Consider the following 14,118-nt stretch of genomic DNA (forward strand, 5'->3'; position numbering starts at 1 on the left):
CCATGACATTTGACATCGTTCTGGTCGCCAACCGCGGCGAAATCGCCTGCCGCATCATCCGCACCCTGCGGGAACGCGGCATCCGCTCTATCGCCGTCTACAGTGACGCCGACCGTGACGCCCTACATGTGTCGCTAGCGGATGCCGCGGTGCGCCTCGGCGCCGCCGCCCCGGCCGACAGCTATCTCAATGTCGAGGCCGTGCTGGCTGCTGCGGCGCGAACCGGAGCCCAGGCGATTCACCCCGGCTACGGATTTCTGAGCGAGAACCAGGCTTTCGCGCAGGCCTGTGCCGACACCGGGATCGTCTTCATCGGGCCGAGCGTGCACGCGCTGAACGTGATGGGCGACAAGATCCGCTCGAAGAACCATGTGGCCGGTTACGGGGTGCCGGTCATTTCCGGGGTGGCAGAGCCGGGCCTCAGCAATGAGCAGCTGATCGTGGCCGCCGTCGACGTTGGCTACCCGATGCTGATCAAGCCGTCCGCCGGCGGTGGCGGCAAGGGCATGCACGTGGTGGAACGCGTTGAAGACCTGCCCGCCACCCTCGAGACCGCCCGGCGCGTGGCGCTGAGTGCCTTCGGCGACGATACCCTGCTGCTCGAACGCCTCGTGGCGACCCCGCGGCACATCGAGGTGCAGGTGCTCGCCGACAACCACGGCGCCGTGATTCACCTCGGTGAGCGCGAGTGCTCGCTGCAACGCCGGCACCAGAAGGTCATCGAGGAGGCGCCCTCGCCGCTGCTCGACGAGGCGACCCGGGCGCGCATCGGGGAGGCGGCCTGCGCTGCCGCCCGCAGCGTGGGCTACAGCGGCGCCGGCACCGTAGAATTCCTGGTCTCCGCTGCCGCGCCCGACGAGTTCTTCTTCATGGAGATGAACACCCGACTGCAGGTAGAGCACCCGGTCACCGAGCTGGTCACCGGCCTCGACCTCGTGGATTGGCAGCTGCGCATCGCAGCGGGGGAGCCGCTCACGGTAACGCAGTCCGATATATGCCTCAGGGGGCATGCGATCGAGGCCCGGGTTTACTCCGAGAATCCCGAGCGCGGTTTTCTGCCGACCACGGGCAGGGTGTTGCAGCTGCACGAGGCCATTGGTGAGGGCGTGCGGGTGGACAGCTCGCTGAGTCTGGGGCTGACGATCGCCTCGCACTACGACCCGATGCTCGCCAAGGTGATCGCCTGGGCTCCCACCCGGCTGGAAGCGCTGAACCGGCTCGACCGGGCGCTCGCCGACACCGTCGTGCTCGGCGTGCAGACCAACACCGAATACCTGCGGCTGCTGTTAGCGGATGCCGACGTGCGCGCCGGCCGCCTCGACACCGGCTTGATCGAACGCAAACTTCCCGACCTCCAGTTTCGCGGCGCCGAGGAGCACCTGCTTGCCGCCGGGGCGCTGTTTTTGCACGGGCTCGCGGTGTCCGCCGCCGGCACGAACGTGGCCTGGACGCGGCCGAGCGGATGGCGGGCCGGTTCGCCGCGTCCCGTGAAGTACGCGCTGGGGGTGGGCGCGACCGACGTCGTGGAGGTGCGGGTTGTGGGGGAGCCGGGGGCGGCATCCGTTTCGGTCGGTGATGGCACCGCCGTGCCGGCCGGACTCGTTCGCGTCGGAGATGGCACGTTCAGCGTCGACTACGACGGCCAGACCCGGGTGTTCGCGATCGAGAAGTTCGGAACGCGCGTGTATATCGGCGCTGACGGCTTCTCGCTCGAACTGCGGCACCGATCCCGGGCCGAGCAGCTCGCGGAACACCTCGCCAGCCGCGGCCGGGTACCAGGGGCGCTCAGCCCCGACGTACGCTCGCCGATGCCCGGCACCGTCATCGCGGTGCACGCCGCCACCGGCGACGTGGTCAGCGCGGGCCAAACCCTCCTTGTGGTCGAGGCCATGAAGATGGAACACAAACTCGTGGCCGCCACGGCCGGCCGCGTCACCGTGAACCTCAAGACCGGTGATCTCGTGGCACTCGACCAGATCGTCGCCACCGTTATTCCAGAAACGATCACGACCCCCGAAACCTCTTCAGACAAGGAAGACACAGAATGAGCTACGAACTCACCCCTACCCAGCAGACCCTCAGCGACATGGTGCGCGACTTCGCCGACACCGTCGTCGCCCCGGCCGCCTACGAGTACGACACCAAGCGCCGCCTGCCCTACGGCATCATCGCCCAGATGGGGGAGATGGGATTGTTCGGTTTGCCGTTCCCAAAGGAATATGGCGGTCAGGGCAGCGACTATTTCTCGCTCTGCCTCGCGGTTGAACAATTAGCCCGTGCCGACCAGAGCATCGCCGTCACCCTCGAGGCCGGGGTGGGCCTCGGCATCATGCCGGTCTACCGCAGCGGCACCGAGGCGCAGAAGCAGGAATGGGTTCCCCGCCTCGCGAGTGGCTCGGCGCTCGCCGCGTTTGGCCTCACCGAAGCGGATGCCGGCTCAGACGCCGCAGGCACCAAGACCACTGCTTTATTGGAGGCCGGCGAATGGGTGATCAACGGCACCAAGCAGTTCATCACCAACTCCGGGTCGGAGATCACCCGCCTCGTCACGGTGACCGCCGTCACGGGGGAGTCCACTCGAGCCGACGGTTCGATCAAGAAGGAACTCACCGCGATTCTGGTGCCGACCCCGACCCCCGGTTTCACGGCGCTGCCACCCTATGACAAGGTCGGCTGGCACACTTCCGACACGCATCCGCTCGTGTTCGACAACGTGCGCGTACCGGAGGCCAACCTGCTCGGCGAACGCGGCCGCGGGTTCGCCAACTTCGTGCAGACCCTCGACGAGGGCCGCGTCGCCTTCGCCGCGCTCTGCACGGGCGCAGCGCAGGGTTGCCTGGAGGAATCGATTCGCTACGCGAACAGCCGCAACGTCTTCGGCCGTTCAATCGGTTCCAACCAGCACATTGCCTTCAAAATCGCCCGGATGCAGGCGCGCGTGCACACCGCACGCCTCGCCTACTATGACGCAGCGCTGAAGATGATCAACGGCAAGCCGTTCAAGATGGAGGCATCGATCGCCAAGATGGTAGGCAGCGAAGCGGCCATGGACAATGCCCGCGACGCCACGCAGATCTTCGGCGGATACGGCTTCATGAATGAGAATCCGGTCGCGCGGCACTATCGTGATTCGAAGGTGCTCGAACTCGGCGAGGGCACCACCGAGGTGCAGCTCATGGTCATCTCGCGGGCGCTGGGCTTCGCGGCCTGACCTGACTGAATTGGAGAAGCGGATGACCGACCCCGGTACCCCAGAACGCCACCTGGTTCAGCAGCGCGGCCTCTACTTCGAGGAGTTTGACCTCGATGCTCTGTACCAGCACCGTCCGGGTCGCACCGTGACCGAGGCCGACAACGTGCTGTTCACGACGATGACCATGAACACGCAGGCGCTGCACCTCGATGCGGCGTGGTCGGCCACCCAGCCGTTCGGCGAACGCTTGGTGAATTCCATGTTCACCCTGTCGACCATGGTCGGCAGTTCGGTCGCCCAGCTGACCCAGGGCACGATCGTGGCGAACCTGGGATTTTCGGCCGTGACGTTTCCGCATCCGCTGCACCACGGCGACACCCTCTATTCGGAGACCATCGTCACCGACAAACGGTTGTCGAAGAGTCGCCCCGGTCAGGGAATCATTACGCTCGAACACACCGGACGCAACCAGCACGGAGTGGTCGTCGGCTCGGCCGTGCGCACCGTGCTGGTCTGGTGCCGCGAGGGAGCAGCATGAGCGGCCCGTTCGATGGCGACCCGTTCGATGCGAGCTCCTTCGACGACTACAGCGACCCGGCCGGCCTCGACCCCTTCGACGACAGCCCCGCCGGTCTCAGCCCGTTCACGCCGGCCCCGTTCACCCTCGGTCCAGCCCTGCTGTTCTGCCCCGCCGACCGGCCGGAGCGTTACGAGAAGGCCGCCGAGCGCGCCGACGCCGTCATCCTCGACCTGGAAGACGCCGTCACGCCCGCTGACCGGGCGGCGGCGCGGCGCGCGCTGATCGAGCATCCGCTTGACCCGGCCACGACAATCGTGCGCATCAATCCGGCCGACACCGACGATTTCGCACTCGATCTGGCCGCGTTGGCCCGCACGGAGTATCGCGACGTGATGCTCGCTAAGACGGTCAGCGCCGGCCAGGTCGAGCGGCTCGAAGTATTTCGGGTGATTGCCCTGTGTGAAACCGCCGCCGGTGTGATCTCGGCGACCGAGATCGCCGCCGAGCGCAACGTTGTCGGGCTCATGTGGGGCGCCGAAGACCTCGTCGCCTCGCTTGGAGGCACGTCGAGCCGTTTTGAGGACGGTCGCTACCGCGACGTCGCTCGCCAGGCCCGCTCCCAGGTGTTGCTGGCCGCCCGTGCGCACGACAAGGCGGCGATCGACACGGTGCACCTTGACATCACCGACACGGCAGGGCTCGAGCTTGAGGCAGCGGATGCCGTCGCCAGCGGTTTCACCGCCACCGCGTGCATCCACCCGAGCCAGGTCGCCGTCATTCGCGCCGCCTACCAGCCGACGGCAGCCGAGGTTGACTATGCCCTCGGGCTGCTCGAGGCCGCCGCAAGCGCGCGCGGCGTCTTCCAGCACGAGGGCCGCATGATCGACGGCCCGGTCTTGCGTCACGCCGAGGCCGTGTTGCGCCGCGCCGCCCGCTGACGGCCGCGCGCTAAATTCACCGGGCCCGCCTTGTAGCCCGGGGCCCAGTTTATAAACTGGGCCCGTGCACGGGGCCTGGCCCCGTCCACAAGAGAAGGGCGGGTCAGGCGGCCTTGGCGGCCAGAACCTTCTCGATGGCTTCGACGATCTCGGTCGACTCCGGCTCGACCGAGGAGGCGAAACGGTCGACGATCTCACCGGTCGGGGTCACTAGGAACTTCTCGAAGTTCCACTTGATCAGGCCGGGCAGCAGTCCCCGCTTGAACTTGGTGAGCTCCGCATAGAGCGGATGCTGGTGCTTGCCCCGCACATCGACCTTGGCCGTCATGGGAAAGGTCACCCCGTAGGTCATGCCGCAGAATTCCACGATGTCCGCTTCGGTGCCCGGTTCCTGGCCCATGAACTGGTTGCTCGGCAGCCCGAGCACGACGAGTCCCGCGTCGGCGAAGCGCTGGTACAGCGCCTCCAGCCCGGCGTACTGCGGCGTGAAGCCGCACTTCGAGGCCACATTGACCACGAGAACGGTCTTGCCCTGGTAGGCGCCGAAGGTTGTTTCTGTTCCGTCGATGAGGGTGAGGGGGATGTCGTACAGCGCAGAAGAAGTCATTGAAAGATGTTATCGACGAAAGCCTCCATGCTGGCTGCACGGCACCTGTGTAGCTGCAGGCCATCCTGTACCTGCACGGCGCCTGTGTAGATCGTGTATTTGCCCCAAATGGGTGGCAGGCTCAGGTATCCTGATATCAGCTCAGAAATCATGGCGGTCCACTAGAGGATCCGGGTTTCTGCAGCCCGCGCGGCGCAGCGCATTCTTCCGCCGACCGGGCCAACACCCCAGTTTCAGTCGAATCAGCTGCGCCAATGTGTGCCGCTGTCACTCTCGAATGAAACTGTGTGCTCTGACTAGCCGTCGGCATCCGCTAGTACTAATCTCACCAGGAGCACCATGAATTCCTACGTATCGAAGTCCACCAAGCGCGCCACCACCGCCAACGAGTACGTCACGCACGACGTTCGTCGCGCGATCACTGCCACCGGTTACGTCAGCGGCACCGCGCAGCACCTCGAAGCCGGCGACTACGTTTCGCCGCAGCCGAGCGCTGCCGGGCGCCGCGCCGCGTAGCCACCGGCCAGGCCGCTTGAGCGGTGAGCAACACCAAAAGAGGGATTCCGCCACGTGCGGGGTCCCTTTTTTGTGACCGAAAACGCTGCGTGTTGATGCATCGGTAGACTAGTGAGGTACCTGGCCGGTATTTTTCTTGCCCGCCAGGCACGACACGAGGTACGCGTATGCGCGCTGAAGCCCCCTGAGTATTGCTCGCTGGCTTTCGGTATGCCCGATCTCGGTCCCCACACACCTGGACATGCAGTACCGCAGACAACGAAATGAGATTCATGAATAACCACTACCTCGACCTGAGCACTCCGCCGGCACTGCCGGCTCGCGGCATGCGCATCATCCCGCTCGGAGGCCTCGGCGAGATCGGCCGCAACATGACCGTCTTCGAGCACAAGGGCAAGCTGCTCATCATCGACTGCGGCGTTCTCTTCCCCGAAGACAACCAGCCCGGCATCAACGTGATCCTGCCCGACTTCACCGCCATCCGTGACCGTCTGCAGGACATCGAGGCCATCGTGCTCACCCACGGCCACGAAGACCACATCGGCGCAGTGCCGTACCTGCTCAAGGAACGCGGCGACATTCCCGTCGTCGGTTCCAAGCTCACCCTGGCCTTCCTCGCTGCAAAGCTGCAGGAGCACCGCCTCAGCCAGAACTTCATCGAGGTGAAAGAAGGCGAGCGCCGCACGATCGGCCAGTTCGACCTCGAGTTCATCGCCGTCAACCACTCCATCCCCGACGGCCTGGCCATCGCCATTCGTACCGAAGCCGGCCTTGTGCTGGCGACCGGTGACTTCAAGATGGACCAGTTCCCGCTCGACAAGCGCCTCACCGACCTCGGCGCCTTCGCACGCCTGGCCGAAGAGGGCGTCGACCTGTTCATGACGGACTCGACCAACGCCGAGGTTCCCGGCTTCACCACCGCCGAGAAGGACATCGGACCGGCGATCGACACCGTGTTCCGCACCTCCCCGCGCCGCATCATCGTGTCGAGCTTCGCCAGCCACGTGCACCGCATCCAGCAGGTCATCGATGCTGCCGTCAAGCACAACCGCAAGGTGGCCTTCGTCGGCCGCTCCATGGTGCGCAACATGGGCATCGCGAGCGAGCTCGGCTACCTCAACATTCCCAAGGGCCTGCTCGTTGATATGAAGGCGCTCGAGCGCATGAAGGACGACAAGGTCGTTCTCATCTGCACCGGTTCGCAGGGTGAGCCGATGGCTGCGCTGTCGCGTATGGCCAACCGCGAACACGTCATCAAGATCGGCGAGGGCGACACCGTGCTGCTCGCGAGCTCGCTGATCCCCGGAAACGAAAACTCCATCTACCGCGTCATCAACGGTCTGATTCGTTGGGGCGCGAACGTCGTGCACAAGGGCAACGCCAAGGTGCACGTCTCCGGTCACGCCAGTGCCGGCGAGCTTGTCTACTGCTACAACATCGTCAAGCCGATCAACGTCATGCCGATCCACGGCGAATGGCGTCACTTGACGGCCAACGCCGACCTCGCCATCGCGACCGGTGTTGCCGAAGAGAACGTCATCGTCGTCGAAGACGGCGTTGTCGTCGACCTCATCGACGGTCACGCCAAGGTCACCGGCCGTGTTGTCGCCGACTACGTCTTCGTCGACGGGATGACCGTAGGCGGGGCAGCATCCGCTGCGATGGAAGATCGCCGTAAGCTCGCCGAGGACGGCACCATCACCATCCTCGGAATTCTCAACGCCAAGACCGGCACGCTCTCCGAGCCGGTCGAGTTCCTGGCGCGCGGATTCGTGCACGACGACGAGTGGGTCAAGGGAGCCACCAAGGTCATCGACGAGGCCATGAAGGCCGCGAACCGCATCAAGATCGTCGACGGCGCCGAGCTCGAAGACCTGTTCACGCAGTCCGTGAGCCGCTGGATGAACCGCAAGTACCGTCGCAGCCCCGTCATCACCTCCGTGGTGGTCGACGCGTAAGCAGCACCGAACAGAAAGGGCCGCATCCTCCACGAGGATGCGGCCCTTTCTGGTTGAACGAACCAGCTACATGAAGTCTTCGGCGGTCGCGTTCGCGATGTCGATCAGCACAAGCTTCGGGTTCTCCTTGGCAATGGCCTGCAGGCGCCACGGAGTGCTGAACAGGGCGAGCAGGGTGCCGTCGGAGCGGGTGAATACCTCCACCTGGCGGGTTCCGGCGAGCACGAGCGCGCTCTCCTTGTCGGTCTTGCGGGCCACCTGGTAGGGCAGCGCTTCCATGCGGATGTCCGCGTGGAAGTCGTGCACCATGCGGTCTTCGACCACCTCGAACTGCATCGGTCCGACGGCGCCGAGCACGGGAGCCTGCTCGCCGCGCACCTCGGAACGCATCACCTGGATGACACCCTCGTGGTCGAGCTGGTCGATGCCGCGGCGAAACTGCTTGTGCTTGCTCGAGTCCACGGGGCGGATCGCCCGAAAATGTTCGGGGGAGAACAGCGGCAGCGGCGGAAACTCCACCCGCTCGTCTTCAAAGATCGAATCGCCCACCCGCAGCGCCGACGCGTTGACGAGCCCCACGATGTCGCCGGGCCAGGCCTGGTCGGTGACGGTGCGTTCCTTGCCAAACAGCTGCTGGGCATACTTGGTGGCGAAGGGCCGCCCGGTCGCCGCGTGCGTGACGATCATGCCGCGGCGAAATTCGCCCGAGCACACGCGCACGAAGGCCACGTGGTCGCGGTGCGCGGAGTTCATGCCGGACTGTACCTTGAACACGAAACCGGAGAACGGTGAGGTGACCTTTCGCGGGTTGCCGTCGATGTCGATGCGGGCTTCGGCCGGCGGCGCGAACTCCACCAGGGTGTCGAGCAGCTGCTGTACGCCAAAGTTGGCCACGGCCGCGCAGAACAGCACCGGGGTGGTCTGGCCGTCGAGAAACAGCTCGGAGTCGTGATTTTGCGACTCAGCGTCGAGCAGCTCGGATTCTTCGACAGCGGATGCCCAGGCCGGGCCTTCCTCGATCGCCGCGTCGGCGGCATCCAGCCGCACCGATTCGGCCACTGTCGCTCCGCCCGCCGTGCGGGTGAAGCGCAGAAAGTCGCCGGAGCGGCGATCGAGCACGCCGCGCAGGTCGCCGGCTTCGCCGACCGGCCAGTTCAGCGGGGTCGGCAGCAGGCCGGTGCGGGTCTGGATCTCGTCCATCAGGGCCAGGGGAGTGTCGCCGGGGCGGTCCCACTTGTTAATGACGGTGATGACCGGCAGGCCGCGCTGCTTGCATACGGCGAACAGCTTCATGGTCTGCGGCTCGAGACCCTTGGCCGCGTCGACGAGCATCACCGCGGCATCCACTGCGGAGAGCACCCGAAAGGTGTCCTCCGAGAAGTCGGCGTGCCCGGGGGTATCGACGAGGTTGATCACGGCGTCGTGGTATTCGAACTGAATGGCGGCGCTGGTGACCGAGATGCCGCGGGCCTTTTCCATCTCCATCCAGTCCGAGACGGTGCCGCTACGGCCGGCCTTGCCGTGGGTGGCACCGGCGGAGGTGATGGCGCGGGCGTGCAGCAGAAGGGCCTCGGTCAGAGTGGACTTGCCCGCGTCGGGGTGGCTGATCACCGCGAAGGTGCGGCGACGGAGGGCCTCGCGGGGAACCTGGGGGTTGGGCACGGAGGCGTCGGTGGTCATGGCTGCTTTCCTGCGGCTGATTCGGGCAGGATACCTTGCCAGCCGATCGATCACGTGATTCGACAGGCGGCGGCCCAGGGCGGATGTGCACCTGCACAGGCAGCCCAATTTTTGCGCAATCTTCAGTCTAACAAATCGGGGGCGCACCGACTGGCGGTCGGCAGCCACCGCCCCCTGTTCGGCCGCCCGCGACGTACATTTTGGTAACGGTTTAGCGTGCCGCCGGGAAATGTCGGTGGCCTCGCCTAAAGTCGGCCCAAGAGCACTTTACGACGAGAAAACCCGGCAGAACGCACAGGTCGGGCGAACACCCCGGGAGGAGAACGCAATGCCCCGACAGGTGGTCTCATCATCTATGGATGCGATGTCGGTCGACCGCGTACAGGCCGAGACGGGGCCGTCCGAGACGACCGTGGGTTCGCGCCCGGTTCGCCGGCAGATTGTGGGAACCGATCTGTGCGTGCATCCACTCGCCCTGGGCTGCAACGCCTTCGGCTGGACCGCGACAAATGATGCCTCCCTGGCCATTCTCGACGCGCACCGCGATCTCGGCGGCAATTTTCTGGACACAGCCGACAGCTTCGCGGCCGGCCGCAGCGAAGTGATCATTGGGTCCTGGCTGCGTTCTCGGGGCGCGCGGGCCGAAACCGTGCTGGCCACGAAGATCGGCCGCAATCTCGACAACCCCGGACTGACCCAGCGCAGCATCGTCGCCGCTGTCGAGGCGAGCCTGGTGCGGCTCGGTACCGACTACGTCGACCTGCTTTATTTTCACTTCGACGACAAGACCGTCGCCCTCGAAGAGAGCCTGGTTGCCGTGGACGCGCTGATGCGCGCCGGCAAGGTGCGCTACCTGGGTGCCTCGAACTTCTCGGCGGAACGGCTCATGGAAGCCCGGGTGCTCTCAGCCCTCGGCCTGCCCAAGTTTGTCGCCGCCGAAACCCCGTACAACCTCGTACATCGCGCCGAACTCGAAAAAGACGTCGCGGTCGTCGCCCGCGCCCAGCACCTGGCCCTGATGCCCGGCTTCGCCCTTGCCCACGGTTTTCTGGCCGGCGCGTACCGCAACAAAGCGGATGCCGCCGACACCGCCCGCGGTCAGCTCGCCAAGGTCTACCTCAACCGTCGATCGCTGCGCGTTCTCGCCGTGGTCGACCGCATCGCCGCAGCGCAGGGCACGGCCCCGGCGTCGATCGCCCTGGCCTGGCTGCTCGCCCGGCCCGACGTGGTGGCGCCGGTGGCCGGCGCGGGCCGGGCCGACCAGGTGCAGTCTTTGGTCGCGGCGACGGGCATCCGTCTCGGCCGTAACGACCTGCTCGACCTCGACCGGGTATCGGCCTACTGACCTCGCAGCGTTAGGCGCCCGACTCGTCGAGTACTCGCTGGATGGCGCGCAGCAGGGCGGTGTGGGCACCGATCGGGTCGCCGAGGTTGGCACCGGCGAAGGCGCCGTCGCGGGCGAGAAAGAAGTCGTCGGCGGCGTCCCCGGGCCGGGCGTGGCCCATGCCGCGGAACATGTCCTCGATCGACCGGCCGTACCAGTCCCGGTGTGCAGACACGGCCTGGCGCACCGGGTGGGCCGGGTCGGTGAACTGGGCGGCCGCGTTGATGAACGGGCAGCCGTGGAAGCCTTCGCGGATGACCTGCGCCGAGATCTCGTTGACGACTCCGCGCAATCGCTGTTCCGGGGTGTCGTATCGCGTGTCAAGGCTGGCGAGAAAATCGCGAGCCAGGCGGTCGCGGCCCTGCAGGTACACGACAATGAGGGCATCCTTCGAGCGGTAGTACTTGTAGAAAGTTGCTTTGGTGACCTTCGACTCGCTGATGATGCGGTCCACACCCACGGTGTGAACACCCTCGGTATAGAAGAGTCGGTCGGCGGTGGCGAGGATGCGCACCTTGGCGTGCGTCGCCGGCCGAACGGCTTCAGCTGTCAGCGTGGTCATGCGGCACTCCTTTATGAGGGGGCAGAAAACAGCCCCAGATGAGCGCAAATCCGGGAGTTTTCCCCGGTCGGCTCCCAGACTGTAACACACCCTAGACAGACCAGTCTGTCGCAATCGACCCAACGGAGCATTCCGGCCAAACTGGGGGTAGGCCAGCGAGTTCCCACGGGAGAGGCGGCCGCCCCGATCGGGTCTTGTAAGGTGGTGGATGATATGAACGGTGCAGTCGACTTTCCCCTAGACCAGGCCGAACTCTCGTTTCGGGCCGCCGGCGATGCCCTCGTGCGGCGCACCGTTTTGCCGAGCGGTGTTCGCATTCTCAGCGAGCAAGTGCCGGGCGCCCGCAGCCTCACGATCGGTTACTGGGTGGCCGTCGGTTCCCGCGACGAACAACCGGGGCATTTCGGCTCCACCCACTTTCTTGAGCACCTGCTGTTCAAGGGCACGCCGACGCGGTCAGCACTGGACATCGCCATCTCGTTCGACGCGGTCGGCGGCGAACACAACGCCATGACCGCCAAGGAATACACCTGCTACTACGCCAAGGTGCAGGACCGGGACCTCGGCATGGCCATCGATGTACTCACCGACATGTTGACGTCCTCCAAACTGGATGAAGGTGAATTCGAAACCGAGCGTGGCGTCATTCTCGAGGAACTCGCCATGGCCGACGATGATCCGGCCGATGTCGCCAACGAGAGATTTTTCGAAGCCGTGCTGGGAAAACATCCGCTGGGCCGCCCCATCGGCGGCAGCGCCGACGATATTCGCGCGGCCTCCCGCACGGCCGTGTGGGAGCACTACCAGGCCAACTATCGCCCGCAGGACCTCGTCGTGACGGTGGCCGGTGCCGTCGACCACGACCAGCTGGTCGACGCCGTCACCCGCGCGCTCGAACGGGCCGGCTGGGACCTCAGCATCGCGCAAACTCCGGTAAGCCGCCGTGGCGGTGCGCCGGCCGAAATCCGCCAAGGACAGGCCCTGACGATCGTCAAACGTCCGCTCGAGCAGGCCAACCTGCTGCTCGGCATGCCCGGCCTGCTGGCAACCGACGACCGTCGCGTCACGATGAGCGTGCTCACCTCGATCTTCGGTGGGGGAATGTCGAGCCGACTGTTCCAAGAAGTACGTGAGAAGCGCGGCCTGGCCTATTCCGTCTATTCCTTCGCGCCCGGCTACTCCGACGCCGGCCTGTTCGGCATGTATGCCGGGTGCACGCCCGCCAAGGCCGGGCAGGTCGCTGAGCTCATGCTGAGTGAACTGCACCACCTCGCCACTGACGGTGTCACGGCTGACGAGATGAAACGTGCGTCCGGCCAGCTGAGCGGGGCATCCGCTTTGGCCCTGGAAGACTCGGACACCCGCATGTCTCGGCTGGGGCGGTCCGAGATCACCCTCGGCGAGTTCGCCGATCTCGACGAAGCACTGCGCCGCCTTGCGCTCGTCACAGCGGCCGATGTGCAGGAGCTCGCCGCCGAGCTCGCGAGCGGTCCGGTCTCGATCGCCGCGGTCGGGGCCCTCGAGGATGATGCCTTCGCCGCGATCCTTCCAGGCTGACCTTCACCCCACAGCTTGTGCTCCATCCGCCCCGGCGGACTTCTGAACTTTGAAATGGACGATGATGCCCCAGTACATCTACCTGGTACGCCATGGCGAGCAGCAGGATGCCGAACACGGCCTGCACGACGGTCCGCTGTCACCGCGCGGCAAACGCCAGGCGCTGCTGATCGCCGACCGCCTGAGCGGGGTTCCGTTCACCGGTGCCTGGCACTCACCGCTGCAGCGGGCTGCTGAGACCGCCGAGATCATGGCGGAACGACTGCCCGCCCTGCACAGCGAATCGTCGGCGCTGCTGTTCGACTGCATCCCCTCTGGCCGGGCAGCCGAAACGCCGTCGGCCTACGACCCGTTCTTCGGCTCCGTCACCGACGATGAGATCGCGGCCGGACGAGCGCAGATGGAAGACGCCGTCGCCGAATTTCTGCAACCGCGCCGCAGCCAGCGGCACGACCTGCTGATCACCCACAATTTCGTGATCGCCTGGTTTGTGCGTGAGGTTCTCGGCGCTCCCGATTGGCGCTGGGTCGGCATCAATCAGGCCAATTGCGGCTTGACCGTGCTGCAGCAAAAGCCGGGCCGTCCCTGGACCCTGGTCACCCACAACGACCTTGGCCACCTGCCGGTCGAGCTGCGTACCGGGCTGCCGGAACCCCTGATGTTCTAAAGTCGCTTGCAATACCAGTGCGTTGCATTGGGATTGTCGTTGTACGACGGAATGCTTTCGTAGCCCGTGCTCTGATACAGCGCCCCGGCGGTGGCGAGACTCACGTTGGTGTCGAGCACCACTTCGGCGCCTCCGAGTTCTGCCGCCCGCCGCTCGAGCTCGGCCAGCAGCAGGCGCCCCCATCCGCGCCCGCGGGTTGTGGGTTGAATCCACAAATGTTTGACCTCGAAGCGAACGGGTCCGTTCTCTCCTTCGGCGCTACCCAACCGACGGATGCCCCCGCACCCGACATACGCGCCGCTCGCGTCGTTGCCCGCCGGGCCATCGCTCGTGGGTTCGTCGAGCACCGCGAGAAAGATGCCCTGCGGCGGCACGAACTGCTCCGCGAGCGGATAGGTCGGGTGGTAGGTGCCCTGGGGTTGCCGAAACGACAGTTCGGGGCTGCTGAAATATTCTGTGAGCAGGGTGAGGGCCGCGGCATCCGCGACGGACACGGCGTGAAACTGAGGCATCTGCCAAGGCTATTGCGCGGGCAA

General features: G+C 65.7%; 13 protein-coding genes. 9 read left to right on the top strand and 4 right to left on the bottom strand.

The window, feature by feature from the left end; genetic code table 11:
- The first annotated feature begins 2 nt into the window (after positions 1–2).
- The 4 genes from CXY78_RS07455 to CXY78_RS07470 are packed head-to-tail and all read left to right on the top strand — an operon-like array spanning position 3 to position 4,651.
- Positions 3–2,048, top strand: coding sequence for a biotin carboxylase N-terminal domain-containing protein (locus tag CXY78_RS07455; protein WP_104088819.1), 2,046 nt, complete (start codon positions 3–5; stop codon positions 2,046–2,048).
- A complete protein-coding gene (locus CXY78_RS07460; protein ID WP_104088821.1) occupies positions 2,045–3,211 on the top strand; it encodes an acyl-CoA dehydrogenase family protein in 1,167 nt (388 codons plus the stop codon). Before CXY78_RS07455 ends, CXY78_RS07460 begins: the two co-directional genes overlap by 4 nt.
- 22 nt (positions 3,212–3,233) lie before the next feature.
- Positions 3,234–3,731: a MaoC family dehydratase gene (locus CXY78_RS07465; RefSeq protein ID WP_104088822.1), complete on the top strand. Its 498-nt coding sequence runs from the start codon at positions 3,234–3,236 to the stop codon at positions 3,729–3,731.
- Entirely contained in the window at positions 3,728–4,651 is a 924-nt protein-coding gene (locus tag CXY78_RS07470) for a CoA ester lyase (protein ID WP_104088824.1), read from the top strand. The genes CXY78_RS07465 and CXY78_RS07470 overlap by 4 nt, the downstream gene beginning before the upstream one ends.
- A gap of 103 nt (positions 4,652–4,754) precedes the next feature.
- Here CXY78_RS07470 and CXY78_RS07475 read toward each other — a convergent pair whose 3' ends face one another.
- Complete coding sequence (locus CXY78_RS07475) at positions 4,755–5,258, bottom strand: glutathione peroxidase (RefSeq protein WP_092341012.1); 504 nt, start codon at positions 5,256–5,258, stop codon at positions 4,755–4,757.
- A gap of 339 nt (positions 5,259–5,597) precedes the next feature.
- On the opposite strand from CXY78_RS07475, the gene CXY78_RS20990 reads away from it, so the two are divergent.
- Entirely contained in the window at positions 5,598–5,774 is a 177-nt protein-coding gene (locus CXY78_RS20990) for a hypothetical protein (RefSeq protein WP_158253290.1), read from the top strand.
- Between the two features lie 272 nt (positions 5,775–6,046).
- On the top strand, positions 6,047–7,732 hold the full coding sequence (locus tag CXY78_RS07480) for a ribonuclease J (protein ID WP_104088825.1): 1,686 nt from the start codon (positions 6,047–6,049) through the stop codon (positions 7,730–7,732).
- A 66-nt stretch (positions 7,733–7,798) separates the two neighbouring features.
- On the opposite strand, the gene CXY78_RS07485 is transcribed toward CXY78_RS07480, so the two are convergent.
- Positions 7,799–9,412 (bottom strand): peptide chain release factor 3, encoded by a 1,614-nt coding sequence (locus CXY78_RS07485; protein WP_092341013.1) that lies wholly within the window; start codon positions 9,410–9,412, stop codon positions 7,799–7,801.
- A 328-nt stretch (positions 9,413–9,740) separates the two neighbouring features.
- On the opposite strand from CXY78_RS07485, the gene CXY78_RS07490 reads away from it, so the two are divergent.
- Entirely contained in the window at positions 9,741–10,757 is a 1,017-nt protein-coding gene (locus CXY78_RS07490) for an aldo/keto reductase (protein ID WP_104088827.1), read from the top strand.
- A gap of 10 nt (positions 10,758–10,767) precedes the next feature.
- Here CXY78_RS07490 and CXY78_RS07495 read toward each other — a convergent pair whose 3' ends face one another.
- Positions 10,768–11,358: a TetR/AcrR family transcriptional regulator gene (locus tag CXY78_RS07495; RefSeq protein WP_092341016.1), complete on the bottom strand. Its 591-nt coding sequence runs from the start codon at positions 11,356–11,358 to the stop codon at positions 10,768–10,770.
- Positions 11,359–11,571: 213 nt separating this feature from the next.
- Here CXY78_RS07495 and CXY78_RS07500 point away from each other — a divergent pair, with 213 nt between their 5' ends.
- Together CXY78_RS07500 and CXY78_RS07505 are read left to right on the top strand one after the other, a co-directional pair.
- Positions 11,572–12,915 carry a pitrilysin family protein gene (locus tag CXY78_RS07500; protein WP_104088828.1) on the top strand — a complete coding sequence of 448 codons (1,344 nt, stop codon included), beginning with the start codon at positions 11,572–11,574 and terminating at the stop codon, positions 12,913–12,915.
- A gap of 64 nt (positions 12,916–12,979) precedes the next feature.
- Complete coding sequence (locus CXY78_RS07505; protein ID WP_092341105.1) at positions 12,980–13,582, top strand: histidine phosphatase family protein; 603 nt, start codon at positions 12,980–12,982, stop codon at positions 13,580–13,582.
- On the opposite strand, the gene CXY78_RS07510 is transcribed toward CXY78_RS07505, so the two are convergent.
- Positions 13,579–14,094 (bottom strand): GNAT family N-acetyltransferase, encoded by a 516-nt coding sequence (locus tag CXY78_RS07510; RefSeq protein ID WP_104088830.1) that lies wholly within the window; start codon positions 14,092–14,094, stop codon positions 13,579–13,581. The two genes, CXY78_RS07505 and CXY78_RS07510, sit on opposite strands and share 4 nt — an antisense overlap.
- Positions 14,095–14,118: the final 24 nt, after the last annotated feature.

Origin of the sequence: Cryobacterium sp. N19 (genome assembly GCF_002929595.1) — a bacterium.
In the GTDB taxonomy this organism is placed as follows: Bacteria; Actinomycetota; Actinomycetes; order Actinomycetales; family Microbacteriaceae; genus Cryobacterium; species Cryobacterium flavum.